Origin of the sequence: Streptomyces sp. NPDC048211 (assembly GCF_043202315.1) — a bacterium.
Taxonomy (GTDB): Bacteria; Actinomycetota; Actinomycetes; order Streptomycetales; family Streptomycetaceae; genus Streptomyces.
The window spans coordinates 458,036-472,449 of the sequence record NZ_JBIDAD010000004.1 but is presented as its reverse complement, the minus strand read 5'-3'; the positions used below and the strand labels follow the sequence as shown (position 1 = coordinate 472,449).

Below are 14,414 nucleotides of genomic sequence, written 5' to 3'. Positions count from 1 at the left end.
GGAATGCCTAACCTTAGACACCTCTCACCTCTGTGAGCACAACCACCCCCGTCTTCTCAGGCGAATCCGGGCATCGCCACCCTTATGTGTGAAGTGCCATGGCTCGCGTTGTTCGGCAGGGAGTGCGAAAACTAGCTTCGGTTGCCGGAGGTGATGAGTCGATGACTGCCTGTGCCATCGAGGACGGGACCGCTGAGGCGGCCGGAACCGGAGAGACGGTGGAGCCGGGGTCCGACGAGTCGGCGGAAGCCGAGGAGGTACCGGACCCGAACCCGGCCCCGGCCGGGAGCGGCGCGGCTCTGCCGGAGCCGCCGGAGCGGAGTGCGTCGGCCGGTTCACCGGCCCCGGTCTCGTCGACGGCCCCACGGGAACCGGCCGCATCGACGGGACCACGGGAACCGGTCTCGCCGTCGGCACCGCCGGACCCCGACGTGCCGACGGCACCGCCGGACCCGGACGCTTCGGCGGCAGCGCTGGAGCCGGTCCCTGACGAAACGGTCCTGCCCGCGTTCACGATCACCGCCGACGGCGCCTACGCCGCGCGGCTCACGGTCGCCCGTGACGCCGCCGCCGAAGCGGGGGCGGGAGACCGGACGGGCTGGTACGCGGAGCGCTGGACGCTGGACGGCCCCGAGCCGTATGCCGTACCGCTTCCGGTGGACCACCCGGAGGAGGCCGACGCGCAGGTGCTGCCGCTCGCCGACGGCCGCGTGCTGATCCGGCGCCGGGTCGCCGGCCGCCACGCCTTCTCGCTGCTCTACCCGACCGGGCCCGGCACCGGTGAACTCCCTTTGGGCGCCGTCGAATGCGCCGAACTGACCCTGCTGCCGCCCTCACCGGACGGCGTCAGCGTGTACGCCCTGGCCGCCGGTGCGTACTCCACCGGGCTCTGGCTGGTGGCGGGCGGCACGTTCGGGCCGGAGCACATCGCGGACCTGCCGGGGCGCTGTACCGGTGGGGTCTGGCTGGACCGGGCGGGCCGGTTGCTGGCCCTGGACCGGGAGCCCGCGGGCGGCGGCCCGGTGAAGGCGGTCGCCGTGGACCTGGGGCGCGGTGCCGAGATGACGCCCCTGCTCCAGATCGCACCGGACAGCAACGACCGGCTGCTGCTCGCCGATCCGGACAGCGGTCTGCTGCTGATCCGCTCCGACGCGCCGGGGCACGAGCGGATCGGCTGGGGGGTGCTGGGCAGCTGTCTGCCGGTGCGCTTCCCCGAGTGCCTGCGCCTGCCGGATGCCACCGTGACGCCGTTCGCGGTCCAGCCGGGGCAGATGCTGATGCCGGAGAGCTGCGCGGTGGCCCTGCGGATCGACGGGGCGGCGGGCAGCTGGGCCGGGATCTGGCGCCCGTCGGGACGTCGGCTGCATCACCTCGCCGCGCCCGAGGGCTGGCTGGCCGGCAGCGGCGTCTGGTCGCGCGACGGCGTACTCGGACTGCCGTACGCGAACGCGGACACGCCCTGCGCGGTGGCTCTCCTGACGGCCCCCTCCGACGAGGAGCCGGCTTGGCACACGGCCGCGGCGGGCTGCGCGGAAAGTGGTAGGCAACCCTCCGCCACCCTGGCGCATCTTCCTGTGTGCAGACCCGTTCCCCTGGGGCAGGCGCCTCTCGTGGGGCGTACGACACCTGACTAGAGTTGGGCCGGGGATCTCACGCAATCGCGCACCGCGGTCGCCGACGGTGACCGTTCCCGGGCGGTGGTGCGAGGGCCCCGGAGACCAACACGCAAGCGATCACAACGGGGTGACTTCCCAGATGTCTGAGGCGCGATCCGACACGACCCAGACGCGTCCGCCGGGGGCGGACGCGCAACGGGCCGAAGCCGGCGGCTACGGAAAGCACCGAGGGGGTGTGGCGACGGACGACTCTGCGGCGCAACCGCAGGGCCGCCACCGCCGCCCCTCCGAAGGTGGCAGCAGGGCGGCCTGACCGCCGCCCAGGGAGAACGAACGAGGGAGAGGAGGGCCCCCGCAGCCGGCCGGCTGCGGGGGCCCTCCTCCGTTCAGCCGCGCTTGAGGCCGAGCACCTCCGCCGCCGCGAAGGTCTCGTTCGGCGGCCGGTCCGCGTAGTACGGGGTGATCAGTTCGTCCAGTTCGTCGAAGGAGAACGCCTCCTTCGCCGCGTCGAACTTCGCCGCCACCCTGGGCCGTTCGACGATCGCGACCATCCCGCCGTGCACCACGAGCAGCTGCCCGTTGACCTTCGCTGCCGCCGGGGAGGCCAGATAGCCGACGAGGGGCGAGACGTGCTCGGGTGCGAGTGCGTCCAGCCGCCCGTCCTGCGGCTCCTCGAAGCCCGCGAAGACGTCCTCCGTCATCCGGGTCCTGGCGCGCGGGCAGATGGCGTTGGCGGTGACGCCGTACTTGGCCAGGGCCAGCGCGGTGGAGGTGGTGAGTCCGACGATGCCGCCCTTGGCCGCCGCGTAGTTCGGCTGACCCGCCGAACCTGCCAGGAAGGCCTCCGACGAGGTGTTGACGATCCGGCCGTAGACCGGGCCGCCGGACTCCTTGGAGCGGGACCGCCAGTGGGCGGCGGCGAAGTGCGTGGTGTTGAAGTGGCCCTTGAGGTGCACCCGCAGGACCGAGTCCCACTCGTCCTCGGTCATCGAGAAGATCATCCGGTCGCGCAGGATGCCCGCGTTGTTGACCAGGATGTCGAGCCGGCCGTACGTCTCGACGGCCAGTGCCACCAGGGCGCGGGCCTGCTCGTGGTCGGAGACGTCGCCGAGGTGGGCGACCGCCCGGCCGCCGGCGGAGCGGATCTCCTCGGCGACCTCCTCGGCGGGTGCGGCCGACGCCTCGCCCGAACCGTCGCGGCCGGGCTGCCCGTAGTCGTTGACGACGACGGCCGCGCCGAGCCGCGCCAGTTCCAGCGCCTCGGCCCGGCCGAGGCCGCGGCCGGCTCCGGTGACGATCGCGGACAGTCCGTCCAGGGGAAGTGACATCGGTTCTCGGGGTCCTCTCAGGAGGGGGCTGTGGTTCAGAGCTCGATGCAGGTACGCAGCGACTCGCCGGTCCGCATCTGGTCGAGGGCGTCGTTGATGCCGTCGAGGCGCACCCGGTGGGTGATCATCGACTCCAGGTCGATGCGGCCGGCCCGCCAGAGCGCGATGGCCCGCTCGTAGGACCGGAGCACGTCCCCGCCTCCGTACATGGAGGGCAGGATCCGCTTCTCGTCGAAGAAGAGCTCGAACATGTTGACCTGGAAGTTGTCGTCCATGGCCCCCGCGCCGACGATGCAGAGGGTGCCGCCGCGCCGGGTCTGCTCGTACGCGGTGCGGGCCGTGGCGGACTTGCCGACGACCTCGAAGACGTAGTCGAAGCCCTCGCCCGCGGTGATCCGCTGCTTGGCGTCGGCGAACTCGTCGGGCGAGACCGCCTCCGTCGCGCCGAAACGCAGCGCCGCCTCGCGCCGGGAGGCCACAGGGTCCACCGCGACGATCTGGGCGGCGCCCTGCACCCTGGCGCCCTGGATGGTGGAGATGCCCACACCGCCGCAGCCGATCACGGCGACCGACGAACCGGCCTCCACCTGAGCGGTGTTGATGGCGGCGCCGAGACCGGTGGTGACCCCGCAGCCGATCAGCGCCGCGATCTCGAACGGCACGTCGTCGGGGATCGGCACCGCGCAGCCCGCGCCGACGACGACCTCTTCGGTGAAGGTGCCGGTGCCGGCGAAACCGAAGACATCCCCGCCGGGGCGCTTGAAGTTGGGGGTGCCCGCGTTCATGAAGCCGGCCAGGCAGAGGTGGGTCTGGCCGCGTTTGCAGGCCTGACAGGTGCCGCAGGCCGGCAGCCAGCAGACCAGCACCCGGTCCCCCGCGCTCAGCCCGGTCACGCCGTCCCCGACGTCGATGACCTCGCCGGCGCCCTCGTGGCCGGGGATGAAGGGGGCGGGCTGCGGCAGCACCCCGCTCATCGCGGAGATGTCGGAGTGGCACAGCCCGGTGGCCCGGACGCGAAGCCTGACCTTTCCGGGCCCGAAGCCCACCGCCTCGACGTCGTCGAGTACTTCGAGTTTGTCCTGGCCGATCTCGTGCAGTACGGCTGCGCGCATGGTGCGGCTCCCCTCACGGGCCTGCGGTGCTTGTGGAGTGGGTTCGGATTCGGGTTCAGGAGTGTTCGACGAAGGTGTCGCCGAGGACCGTGGCGTTGTCCCGTTCCACGGCCTTCACCTCGACCCGCACCTCGTTCTCGGCGGTCCACATCTCGATGCGGAGGGTCTCGCCGGGGAAGACGACCCCGGTGAACCGGGTGCGGTAGGAGCGGATACGGGTCACGTCGCCGCCGAGGACGGTGTCGGTGACGGCCTTGAGCGTCATGCCGTAGGTGCACAGTCCGTGCAGGATCGGCCGGTCGAAGCCCGCCTTCGCGGCGAAGTCCGGGTCGGCGTGGAGCGGGTTCCAGTCCCCGGAGAGGCGGTACAGCAGCGCCTGGTCGGGGCGGACCGGCCGTTCCACGACGCGGTCGGGGGCGGACGTGGGCGGGGCCGTCCGCTCGGACGGACCGCGCTCACCGCCGAATCCGCCTTCCCCGCGCACGAAGATCCGGGAGTCGCTGGTCCACAGCGGGCCGTCGTCGTCGGCCGCCTCGGTCCGCAGCACCAGCACGGCCGCCTTGACCTTGTCGTACACCGCGGCAATCTTCGAGGTCACGACGGCGCCGCCCTTCACCGGGACCGGCCGGTGCACCCTGACGCTCTGGCCGCCGTGCAGGACGGCCGCGAGGTCGACGTCGACACCGGGCGCGGACAGCCCGCCCGCCATGGCGGTGCCCGCACCCGCGACCGTGGCGAAGGAGGGCAGCACCTGGAGCCGGGACTCCAGCGTGTAGCGCAGCTCGCCGGGGTCGACGGCGGGGTCGGCGAGGTCGGGGCGGACACCTGCGCCGACCCCGAGGTGGTAGAGCTGGACGTCCTTGTGGTCCCAGCTGATCCGGCTGGTCCTGGGTTCGGCAGCGAGAGCCTTTTCGGCATCAATGGGCATGGGGAAGCTGCTCCTCGACGGTGGAAGACCTCGGCACGGCCGTCCGCACCGTCGGCCGCACCGAGGTCGTGCGGGGACCGGAGACCACGCCCGTTCTAGAACGCGTTCTAGCCGGTTGGCCCTATGTATAACGCAGCGCACAGCACTTGTGAAGACTGCTGACGTCTCGTCAGATCGCTTGCCGGGAGGCTCGTTCGCCCCCGATCACCGGGCTCCGGGGGCCATGACATTTGTCATCGCCGAGTCCGTACATGCGCATCTGCCGGAGCGTGCTCACGCTCCGTAGCGTGGTCCTCATGAAGCAGACGACGGGGAACGGGACGGCGGTGGCCTTCACCGGGGTGGTGAAGGCCTTCGGACGGGCCGGACAGCGCGTGCGGGCCGTGGACGGGATCGACCTGACCGTGGCGCGGGGTGAGACCGTCGCCCTCCTCGGGCGCAACGGCGCCGGCAAGTCCACGGCGATCAGCCTGCTGCTCGGGCTGAACGAGCCGGACGCCGGCCGTGTGCGGGTGTTCGGCCGCACCCCCGACCGGGCGGTGGGGGCCGGCCTGGTCGGCGCCATGCTCCAGGACGGCCGCCCCATCCAGCGGGTGACCGTCCGCGAGCTGATCACCTTCGTGGCCTCCACGTACCCGAAGCCGCTGCCGGTCGCCGAGGCGCTGGATCTGGCAGGGGTCGCGGAGTACGCGAACCGGCGGATCGACAAGCTCTCCGGCGGCCAGATCCAGCGGGTCCGGTTCGCCGTCGCGCTGGCCGGCGGTCCGGAGCTGATCGTGCTGGACGAGCCGACCGCCGCCCTGGACGTGGAGGGGCGGCATGCGTTCTGGGAGTCCATGCGGGCCTATGCCCGGCGCGGCAACACCGTGCTCTTCTCCACGCACTACCTGGAGGAGGCCGACGAGAACGCCGACCGCATCGTCGTGGTCGACCGCGGCCGGATCGTCGCGGACGGCAGCGGCGAGACCATCAAGGCCGCGGCCGGCCACAGCCAGGTCTCCTTCGACCTCGCGGGGCGGCCCACCGCGGGCCTGGAGCTGCTGCCCGGTGTCGTCACCGTCGAGGTGACCGGGGACCGGGCGGTGCTGCACACGGACGATTCCGACGCCACCGTCGTGGAGCTCGCCCGGCTCGGTCTGGTCCGGGGCCTCCAGGTCTCCCTGGCCACGCTGGAGGCCGCCTTCCTCTCCCTCACCGCGCCGGCCGCCGGCGCCTCGCTTCCCGCCGAGGAGTCCGTCTGATGTTCCGCTACATCGTGCTCGAAATCCGCCGGACCCTGCGCGACGCCACCTTCCTCGTCTTCGGCGCCGGAATGCCCGTGATGATGTACCTGATCTTCACCAACATCGGCGGCGACGACGGATCCGACGGCTGGAAGGTCAGCTCGATGGTCGGCATGGCCGCGTACGGCGCGCTCGGCTCGGCCATGGCCATCGGTACGGGGGTCGCCTCCGACAAGTCGCTCGGCTGGCTCCAGCAGTTGCGGGTCACCCCGCTCTCCCCCACGCACGCGGTCGTGGGCCGGGCGGTCAGCGGCTCGGTGACCGTGCTGCCGACGATCCTGACGGTGCTGCTGGCCGGCGGGCTGCTCAACGGCGTACGGATGGCGGGCTGGCAGTGGATCGTCCTGGTCCTGCTGCTCTGGATCGGCGCGCTGCCCTTCACCCTGCTCGGCCTGGGCAACGGCTACCGGCTCACCCCGCAGGGCACCGGAGTGGTCAACGTCGCCTGCCTGATGGGCTTCGGTGTCGTCGGCGGGCTGTGGTTCCCGCTGGAGCTCCTGCCCGAGTGGCTGCGGTCCGTCGGCAGGTTCACTCCCGCCAACCGGTTCGCCGACCTGGGATGGGCGACCACCGAGGGCCACGCACCCGGCGCCACGACCCTCCTCGTGCTCTGCTCGTGGCTGCTGCTGTTCGGCACGTACGCCGTGATCTCGTACCGTCGGTCCGCACGGACCGTGTGACGGGAGTGACCATGCCAGGACAAGCGCCGGCGAACGCACGACAGGCGCGGAAGGAACGGCGCCGGCTGCGCAAGGAGGGGCGCCGCCCCGGCCCGCCGGGACCGTACGCCCTGCTGCCCTGGCTACTGATGGGCCTGGGCTCCTTCTCCAACCTCTTCCAGGGCGAGACGCCCAGCCCCTGGATCGGCGGCATCGGACTGCTCGCCTTCAACTCCCTCTACATCTCCGTGGTGTTCCGCGGGTTCGTCAAGGAGAAGCGCGAAAGTCCGGTGTCGTACGTCCTGCTGGCCGCGATGGCCGCCATCACCTTCGGGCTGGCGATCGGCTACGGCGGCAGCTGGCTGCTCTTCTTCCCGCTGCTCTCCCTGGCCTGCGGGACGATCCTGCGCCACCGTCTGCTCGCCGTCGGGCTGCTCGGTCTCGCCGTGGCGGCCTGCCTGATCGCGGTGTGGCGCGACGACAGCGCGTCGACCCCGTGGACGCTGGGGTACGGAACCTTCATCTCCGGCGCGGTGACGGCGGCGATCCTCACCCTGTCGGAGACGGTGATGGAGCTGCGCGCCACCCGGCAGGAACTGGCCCGTACCGCTGTCGAGAAGGAGCGGCTCCGCTTCTCCCGCGACCTGCACGACCTGCTGGGCCACACGCTCTCGGTGATCGTCGTCAAGTCGGAGGCCGCGCGCAGGCTCGCGCCGCGCGACATGGACGCGGCCCTCTCGCAGGTCGCCGACATCGAGTCGGTCGGGCGTCAGGCACTCACCGAGATCCGCGAGGCGGTCACCGGCTACCGCGAGGGCAGCCTGGCCACCGAGCTCGACCGGGCCAGGTCCGCGCTGACCGCCGCAGGGATCGAACCCTCGGTCCGCCGCTCGGGGCCCCCGCTCGCCCCGCAGACGGAGGCGCTGCTGGGCTGGGTGGTCCGCGAGGCCGTCACCAATGTCGTCCGCCACTCCACCGCCACCACCTGCGCGTTCGTGGTCCAGGGCACCCCCGACCGGGTCCGCCTCACGGTCACCGACGACGGCCGGACCCCGGCGGCCCCGCCGACACCGGGCATCGGCGGCACCGGCCTCAAGGGCCTCACCGAACGCCTCGCCACGGCCGGCGGCTCACTGGAGGCGGGCCCCGGACCGGCAGGCGGCTTCGTGGTCACGGCGGAGCTGCCGGCGGACACGGCCGCCACACCGGGCGGCGAGGCCGGTGCCGGCTGAACGGCTGACGGCTCGCGGGCCTTTCCCGCCCGGGCGTCCGGCCGGTCCCCCGGCCCTGCCGGACCGGCCCGGTTCCGTGCGGGCGCCGCTCGTCGAGCGCGGGTGAGCCCTCGGGCTGGTGTGCGGGGCCGACGGAACCGGGTAACGTCTTTGCCATGTTCTTCCAGACGCCGATCCACGAGTGAGAGCGCGACGGGCCCCCGCTGACGTCCTCCGGCGTCGCCGCCCGTCCCCTGCCGACGGATCCGTAGACACTTCACCTCATCGCCGGGAGAACCCGTGACCGACAGCAAGAACATCAACAACCCCGTGGGCATGGGCGGCGGCCCGCGCAAGAGGCTGTCCCGCGCCGAGCGCCAGAACAACGGACCGCACCGCAACCGTGACCGCCAGGGTGCCGCCGACCAGAAGGCGGAGCTGGTGCGCAAGATGCGCGAGAAGACCGGCGGGGCCGCCGGGGCGACCGAGGACGCGGCTGACGGCGCCGGGCAGACGGACGACGACACCGCACAGAGCTGACCCGCCCACCGCGGCGCGTATGCCCCGTGGCGGACGGGACCCACGGGCGTGCCGGGCGTCCGCCGCGCTGCCCCAACAGGCCACCGCCCATAACCTGTTCCTCATGGACGAGATGCCGCAAGACCACCGCCCGGCCAGGTGCGTAAGAGTCCTGCTCGCCGAGGACCAGGGCATGATGCGCGGCGCGCTCGCCCTGCTGCTCGGTCTGGAGCCGGACATCGAGGTGGTGGCCCAGGTGGGCGCGGGCGACGAGATCGTGGCGGCCGCACTGACGTCGCGGCCCGATGTGGCGCTCCTGGACATCGAGCTCCCGGGCCGCAGCGGCCTGGACGCGGCCGCCGACCTGCGGGATGAGGTGCCGGACTGCCGGGTGCTGATCCTCACCACCTTCGGCCGGCCCGGCTATCTGCGGCGCGCGATGGAGGCCGGTGCGGCGGGGTTCCTGGTGAAGGACGGCCCGGTCGAGGAGCTCGCGGTGGCGATCCGCAAGGTGCTGACCGGGGAGACCGTCATCGACCCCGCGCTGGCCGCCGCCGCACTGAGTGCGGGGCCGAGCCCGCTGACCGCGCGGGAGCGCGACGCGCTGGTCGCCTCGGTGGACGGGGCGACGGTCTCCGACATCGCGCTGAAGCTGCACCTCTCGGAGTCGACCGTCCGCAACTACCTGTCCGCGGCGATCGGGAAGACGGGCACGCGCAACCGGATGGAGGCGGTCCGGGCGGCCCGGCAGCAGGGGTGGCTCTGAGGGTGCGGTGCGCCGCCTCTCAGTCCCGTGCCGACACGTGGCGCGGCAGCCAGAGGACCATCAGCAGCAGTCCGCCGAGCAGCACCCCGCCCGCCGTCCGGAAGGCCAGCGCGTAGCCGGCCGTGAGCTCCACCGCGCCCGAGGAGCCGTCCGTCCGGGCCGCGGCGACGGTGGAGAGCACGGCCAGGCCGAGGGCGCCGCCCATCGTGCGGGACGTGTTGACGAGGCCCGAGACCAGGCCCGCCTCGCCGGGTGCCGCGCCCGAGGTGGCGAGGGTCGCGAGCGGGGTGGCCGCGAGGCCGGTGCCGGCCATCATCAGCACGCCGGGCAGGCACACGGCGGTGAGGTACGAGCCGTCGGCCGTCATCGTGGACTGCCAGCCGAAGCCCGCGGCCGCCACCGCCGTACCGACCAGCGCCAGGTTCTTCGCTCCGGTGCGCACCATCAGCCGGGGCGCGCACGTGGAGCCGACCACGACGGCCACCGAGGTCGGCATCAGGGCGAGGCCGGCCTCCAGCGCCGAGTAGCCCAGCACGTTCTGCGCGTACACGGTCATGAAGTACCACATCGAGAACGTGGCCGATCCGATCACGAACATCGCCACGTTCGCCGCCGCCACCGCCCTCGCCCCGAGCACCCGCAACGGCATCAGCGGCTTCGCGGTGCGCGCCTCGACCAGGACGAACAGGGCGAGCAGTGCCACTCCGCCCAGCAGCGGCAGCAGGGTCGCGGCCGCGGTCCAGCCCGATGCCTCGGTCTGCACGATGCCGTACGCGACCGAGGCCAGGCCCGCCGTGACGAGCAGCGCGCCCAGGAGGTCGATGCGGCTGCGCCCACCGGCCCGGCCCTCGGCGAGCTTGAGTGCGGCGCCGATCAGCACGAGCGCGCCGATGGGGACGTTGATGAGCAGGACCCACCGCCAGGACAGGGCGTCGGTGAGCACCCCGCCGACCAGCCCACCGGCCGCGCCGCCGCCCGCGCCGACGGCCATCCAGGTGCCGATGGCCCTGGTCCTGGCCTGCCCCTCCGGGACGGCCGCGGTGAGCAGGGTGAGCGTCGCGGGGGCGAGCACCGCGGCGCCGAGTCCCTGCGCGGCGCGGGCGGCGAGCAGCTGCCAGCCCTCCTGGGCGAGGCCGCCGGCGAGCGAGGCCGCGGTGAACAGGCCGAGGCCGACGAGGAACATCCGCTTGCGGCCGTAGAGGTCTGCGGCCCGCCCGCCCAGCAGTATGAATCCGGCGAACGCGATCGAGTACGCGTTGAGCACCCACTGGAGCCCCGCGGCGCTCAGCCCCAGGTCGGTGCGCATGGACGGGAGGGCCACGTTGACGACGGACACGTCGAGCACGACGAGGAACTGGCCGGTGCAGGCGGCGAGCACGACCGCCCAGGTACGGGTCCGGGTGCCGCCGCTGCGGCGTGTGGGCGTCGAGACATCAACCATGGACGTCATACTCCCAGCCGCCCCGCGACCCGTACATCGGTTTCCGGGCCGTACCGGTATCGGTCCAGCGGCGTAGGACCCGGGGCTCCGCCCGGTCCTCAGCGGCGCAGGAGGGTCACCACCGCCGCTCCGCCGAGCCCGATGTTGTGGGCGAGCCCGGTCCGGGCGTCCGGCACCTGCCGGGCCCCGGCCTCGCCCCTGAGCTGCCAGGTGAGTTCGGCGGCCTGCGCGATTCCGGTGGCGCCGAGGGGATGCCCCTTGGAGATCAGCCCGCCCGACGGGTTGACCACCCAGCGGCCGCCGTGGGTGGTGGCGCCCGACTCGACGAGCGCCCCGGACTCGCCCTCGCCGCACAGCCCGAGTGCCTCGTAGGTGAGGAGTTCGTTGATGGAGAAGCAGTCGTGGAGCTCGATGACGTCGAGGTCGTCGGCGCCGACGCCCGCCGTCTCGTACACCTGCCGTGCCGCCTCGCGCGACATGGGAAGTCCGACCGCGTCGATGCAGGTCCCGGAGGCGAAGGAGGCCTCGGTATCGGTCGTCATGGCCTGGGCGGCGATCTCGACGGCCCGGTCGCCGAGGCCGTGCCGCTCGACGAAGCGCTCGGAGACGACGACGGCCGCGGCGGCCCCGTCCGAGGTCGGGGAGCACTGGAGCCGGGTCAGGGGGCGGTGGATGGGCTTGGCGGCGAGGACCTCGTCGACCGTGTACGGGTCCTGGAACTGGGCGTACGGGTTGCCCGCCGAGTGGCGGTGGTTCTTGGCGGCGACGGCGGCGAGCTGCGCCTCCGTCGTGCCGTACCGCTCCATGTGCTCCCGGGCGGCGTTGCCGAAGATCTGAGCGGTGGGCGGGGTCATCTCGAAGCCGTGCGCGGCGGCCATGATCCCGTAGTGCCGTGCGACGGGGGATGTCTTGAAGTCGCCCGCGCCGCCGTCGGACCCGCCGCCGCCGAGTGATCCGCGCGCCATCTTCTCGAAGCCGAGCGCGAGGACGCAGTCGCTGCCGCCGCCCTCGACGAACTGGCGGGCCATCATCAGGGCGGTGGAGCCGGTGGCGCAGTTGTTGTTGACGTTGTAGACGGGTACTCCGGTCAGTCCGAGTCCGTAGACGGCGCGCTGCCCGGCGGTGGAGGCCTGGAAGCAGTAGCCGACGACGGCCTGCCCGATGTCCTCGTACGTGACCGATCCATCGGTGAGGGCGGCGTTGCCGGCCTCCGCGGCCATGTCCCAGTACTGCCAGTCGCGGGTCTCGGGCTTCTCGAACTTCGTCATCCCGACGCCGACGATGTACGCCTTCATGGGGGTGTCCCCTTTCATCAGTCCCGCGGGAGGCCGAGGATGCGCTCGGCGACGACATTGAGCTGAACCTGGGTGGTGCCGCCCGCGATGGTGAGGCAGCGGGACATCAGGAACCCGTGCACCGCCCGCTCCCCCGCCCCTTCGCACACCGCCCCGTCCGGACCGAGGAGTTCGAGGGCGAGTTCGGCGACCTTCTGCTGGTGGGCGGTCTGGACGAGCTTGCGTACGGAGGCTCCCGCGCCCGGTTCCAGTCCGGAGACCTGCTGGAGGGTGGTGCGCAGGGTGATGCAGGCCAGTGCGTGCGCCTCGGCGGCGAGTGCCCCGATCCGGGCCCGGCAGGCGCCGTCGAGTCCTTCGGCGCGGCCGATCAGGGCTTCCAGTCCGGTATCGAAGGTCAACTGGTCGGCCATGTGGACGCGTTCGTTGCCCAGGGTGTTGCGGGCGACCTTCCAGCCTCCGCCGGCCTCGCCGACGAGGGCGTCCTCGGGCAGCAGGACGTCGTCGAAGTACACCTCGTTGAAGAGGGAGTCGCCGGTGATCTCCTTCAGGGGGCGGATGTCGATGCCCTCGGTGTTCTTCATGTCCACGAGGAAGTAGCCGAGCCCCTGGTGCTTGGGGGCGTCCGGGTCGGTCCTGGCGAGCAGGATTCCGTGGTCGGCCCACTGCGCGGCGCTCGTCCACACCTTCTGGCCGGTGATCCGCCAGCCCTCGGAGGTCCGTTCGGCCCGGGTGGTCAGCGAGGCGAGGTCGGAGCCGGCGCCGGGTTCGGAGAACAGCTGGCACCACAGGAGTTCGCCGCGCAGGGTGGGCAGGAGGTAGCGGTCCTGCTGCTGCGCGGTCCCGTGCGCGATGAGGGAGGGCACCACCCAGGTGGCGATCCCCAGATCGCTCAGCTTCACGCCCTGTTCGCGCAACTCCTGCTGCACGGCCAGCTGTTGTACGGGCCCGGCGCCCAGGCCGTAGGGAGCGGGCAGGTGGGGTGCGGCGTAGCCGGTGGGGGCGAGGGCGCGGCGGGCGGCTCGCGGGTCGAGGCCGCGGGCGGCGGCGAGGGCCTCGCGGGCCGCCGCGCGGTGTGGCGCGGCCCGTGCCGGGAGTTCCAGGGTGAGTTCGCGGCGAGCACCGCCGGTGGCCAGGCGGACGGCTCGCAGCCGGTGGTCGTCCCCGGCGCCCAGCAGCTGCCGCGCCACCAGGGCGCGGCGCAGATACAGATGCGCGTCGTGTTCCCAGGTGAAGCCGATCCCGCCGAGGATCTGGATGGCGTCCTTGGCGCAGCTGTACGCGGCGTCCAGGGCGGTTCCCGCGGCGAGCGCGGCGCCCAGGCCCCGTACGCCTTCCGGCTCGCCCGCCGCGCGGGCGGCGTCCCAGGCCAGGGCGCGGGCCTGTTCGACGCGGACGAGCATGTCGGCGCACAGGTGCTTGACGCCCTGGAACCGTCCGATGGGGCGGCCGAACTGTTCGCGGACCTTGGCGTGTTCGGTGGCGGTGTCCAGCGAGCGGGCCGCGGTGCCGCAGGCCTCGGCGGAGAGCAGGACGGCGGCGAGGTCGCGGACGAGGCAGGTGTCGGTGCGCAGGGCACGCGCGGCGGGGACGAGGACTCCGTCGGCGCGGACGGCCGCGGTGGGCCGGGTGGGGTCGGCGGCGCGGTGCGGGCGGACGGTCAGGCCCTGCGCGGCGGTGTCGACGGCGAACCAGCGCGGGCCGGTGGCCGAGGCGGCGGGCAGCAGGAGCAGGTCGGCCTCGGCGCCGGAGAGCACCGGCGGCAGCTCACCGTCCAGGAGGTGGCCGTCCTCGTGCTCGACGGCGGTGAGCGTGCCCGGGCCCAGCGCGACGGCCCCGATGCGCGCGCCGGCGGCCAGCTCGCGCACCAGGTCACCGGCGCCCGAGGCGTGCAGGACGGCGGAGGCGAGGGCGTTCGCCAGGTAGGGGCCCGGCAGCGCGGCACGGCCGGCCTCTTCGAGGACGACGGCGAGGTCGAGGAGATCGCCGCCTCCGCCCCCGTACGCCTCGGGCAGATGGATACCGAGCAGCCCCTGCTCCGCGAGTCCGCCCCAATACGCGGGGCGTGCGCCGGGTGCGGTCGGGGCGTCCGCGTCGAGCAGTTTGCGGATCTCCCCGGGCGGTACGGCCCGCGCCAGCCATCCCCGTACGGACTGCGCGAGCGCCCCGTGTTCTTCGGTGATTCCGATGCCCATGCGGATCCTCGCCGGTCGCAGCCACTGGAACGGCGCAAGAGTAGAACACGTTCCAATCTGACGG

Annotated in this window: 12 protein-coding genes; 6 read left to right on the top strand and 6 right to left on the bottom strand. The window is 72.9% G+C overall.

All coding sequences use genetic code 11. From position 1 onward, the window contains the following. The first annotated feature begins 161 nt into the window (after nt 1-161). On the top strand, nt 162-1,634 hold the full coding sequence (locus tag ACGFZA_RS18425) for a hypothetical protein (RefSeq protein WP_393680233.1): 1,473 nt from the start codon (nt 162-164) through the stop codon (nt 1,632-1,634). Nucleotides 1,635-2,002: 368 nt separating this feature from the next. On the opposite strand, the gene ACGFZA_RS18420 is transcribed toward ACGFZA_RS18425, so the two are convergent. Genes ACGFZA_RS18420 through ACGFZA_RS18410 form a run of 3 tightly spaced genes read right to left on the bottom strand, consistent with a single transcriptional unit; the run spans nt 2,003 to nt 4,984 of the window. After that, on the bottom strand, nt 2,003-2,944 hold the full coding sequence (locus tag ACGFZA_RS18420) for a 3-oxoacyl-ACP reductase (RefSeq protein WP_385284980.1): 942 nt from the start codon (nt 2,942-2,944) through the stop codon (nt 2,003-2,005). A gap of 35 nt (nt 2,945-2,979) precedes the next feature. Then, nucleotides 2,980-4,056, bottom strand: coding sequence for a Zn-dependent alcohol dehydrogenase (locus ACGFZA_RS18415; protein WP_385284978.1), 1,077 nt, complete (start codon nt 4,054-4,056; stop codon nt 2,980-2,982). A 55-nt stretch (nt 4,057-4,111) separates the two neighbouring features. Next, nucleotides 4,112-4,984 (bottom strand): MaoC/PaaZ C-terminal domain-containing protein, encoded by an 873-nt coding sequence (locus tag ACGFZA_RS18410; protein ID WP_385284976.1) that lies wholly within the window; start codon nt 4,982-4,984, stop codon nt 4,112-4,114. Nucleotides 4,985-5,280: 296 nt separating this feature from the next. On the opposite strand from ACGFZA_RS18410, the gene ACGFZA_RS18405 reads away from it, so the two are divergent. From ACGFZA_RS18405 to ACGFZA_RS18385, 5 genes are all read left to right on the top strand, one after another. Next, complete coding sequence (locus ACGFZA_RS18405) at nt 5,281-6,225, top strand: ABC transporter ATP-binding protein (RefSeq protein WP_385284975.1); 945 nt, start codon at nt 5,281-5,283, stop codon at nt 6,223-6,225. Then, nucleotides 6,225-6,947 carry an ABC transporter permease gene (locus tag ACGFZA_RS18400; protein WP_385284973.1) on the top strand — a complete coding sequence of 241 codons (723 nt, stop codon included), beginning with the start codon at nt 6,225-6,227 and terminating at the stop codon, nt 6,945-6,947. The genes ACGFZA_RS18405 and ACGFZA_RS18400 overlap by 1 nt, the downstream gene beginning before the upstream one ends. A gap of 11 nt (nt 6,948-6,958) precedes the next feature. Further along, nucleotides 6,959-8,158: a sensor histidine kinase gene (locus ACGFZA_RS18395; protein ID WP_393680229.1), complete on the top strand. Its 1,200-nt coding sequence runs from the start codon at nt 6,959-6,961 to the stop codon at nt 8,156-8,158. 279 nt (nt 8,159-8,437) lie between these two features. Next, nucleotides 8,438-8,677 carry a DUF6243 family protein gene (locus ACGFZA_RS18390; RefSeq protein ID WP_385284969.1) on the top strand — a complete coding sequence of 80 codons (240 nt, stop codon included), beginning with the start codon at nt 8,438-8,440 and terminating at the stop codon, nt 8,675-8,677. A 103-nt stretch (nt 8,678-8,780) separates the two neighbouring features. Next, the gene (locus ACGFZA_RS18385) at nt 8,781-9,422 is read left to right on the top strand and encodes a response regulator (protein WP_385284967.1); all 642 of its coding nucleotides are present in this window, start codon (nt 8,781-8,783) and stop codon (nt 9,420-9,422) included. Nucleotides 9,423-9,441: 19 nt separating this feature from the next. Here the strand turns inward: ACGFZA_RS18385 and ACGFZA_RS18380 are convergent, their stop codons facing one another. From ACGFZA_RS18380 to ACGFZA_RS18370, 3 genes are all read right to left on the bottom strand, one after another. Next, nucleotides 9,442-10,872 (bottom strand): MFS transporter, encoded by a 1,431-nt coding sequence (locus tag ACGFZA_RS18380; RefSeq protein ID WP_393680226.1) that lies wholly within the window; start codon nt 10,870-10,872, stop codon nt 9,442-9,444. Between the two features lie 89 nt (nt 10,873-10,961). Beyond that, on the bottom strand, nt 10,962-12,158 hold the full coding sequence (locus ACGFZA_RS18375) for a lipid-transfer protein (RefSeq protein ID WP_393680224.1): 1,197 nt from the start codon (nt 12,156-12,158) through the stop codon (nt 10,962-10,964). A gap of 17 nt (nt 12,159-12,175) precedes the next feature. Continuing rightward, nucleotides 12,176-14,350, bottom strand: a complete 2,175-nt coding sequence (locus tag ACGFZA_RS18370) for an acyl-CoA dehydrogenase (protein WP_393680222.1) — start codon at nt 14,348-14,350, stop codon at nt 12,176-12,178. Between the last annotated feature and the right edge of the window lie 64 nt (nt 14,351-14,414).

Coding starts and splice junctions, on each gene's coding strand:
- ACGFZA_RS18375 (WP_393680224.1), bottom strand. CDS start 12,158: ATGAAGGCGTACATCGTCGGCGTCGGGATGACGAAGTTCGAGAAGCCC.
- ACGFZA_RS18380 (WP_393680226.1), bottom strand. CDS start 10,872: ATGACGTCCATGGTTGATGTCTCGACGCCCACACGCCGCAGCGGCGGC.
- ACGFZA_RS18415 (WP_385284978.1), bottom strand. CDS start 4,056: ATGCGCGCAGCCGTACTGCACGAGATCGGCCAGGACAAACTCGAAGTA.
- ACGFZA_RS18425 (WP_393680233.1), top strand. CDS start 162: ATGACTGCCTGTGCCATCGAGGACGGGACCGCTGAGGCGGCCGGAACC.
- ACGFZA_RS18420 (WP_385284980.1), bottom strand. CDS start 2,944: ATGTCACTTCCCCTGGACGGACTGTCCGCGATCGTCACCGGAGCCGGC.
- ACGFZA_RS18400 (WP_385284973.1), top strand. CDS start 6,225: ATGTTCCGCTACATCGTGCTCGAAATCCGCCGGACCCTGCGCGACGCC.
- ACGFZA_RS18395 (WP_393680229.1), top strand. CDS start 6,959: ATGCCAGGACAAGCGCCGGCGAACGCACGACAGGCGCGGAAGGAACGG.
- ACGFZA_RS18410 (WP_385284976.1), bottom strand. CDS start 4,984: ATGCCCATTGATGCCGAAAAGGCTCTCGCTGCCGAACCCAGGACCAGC.
- ACGFZA_RS18370 (WP_393680222.1), bottom strand. CDS start 14,350: ATGGGCATCGGAATCACCGAAGAACACGGGGCGCTCGCGCAGTCCGTA.
- ACGFZA_RS18405 (WP_385284975.1), top strand. CDS start 5,281: ATGAAGCAGACGACGGGGAACGGGACGGCGGTGGCCTTCACCGGGGTG.
- ACGFZA_RS18385 (WP_385284967.1), top strand. CDS start 8,781: ATGGACGAGATGCCGCAAGACCACCGCCCGGCCAGGTGCGTAAGAGTC.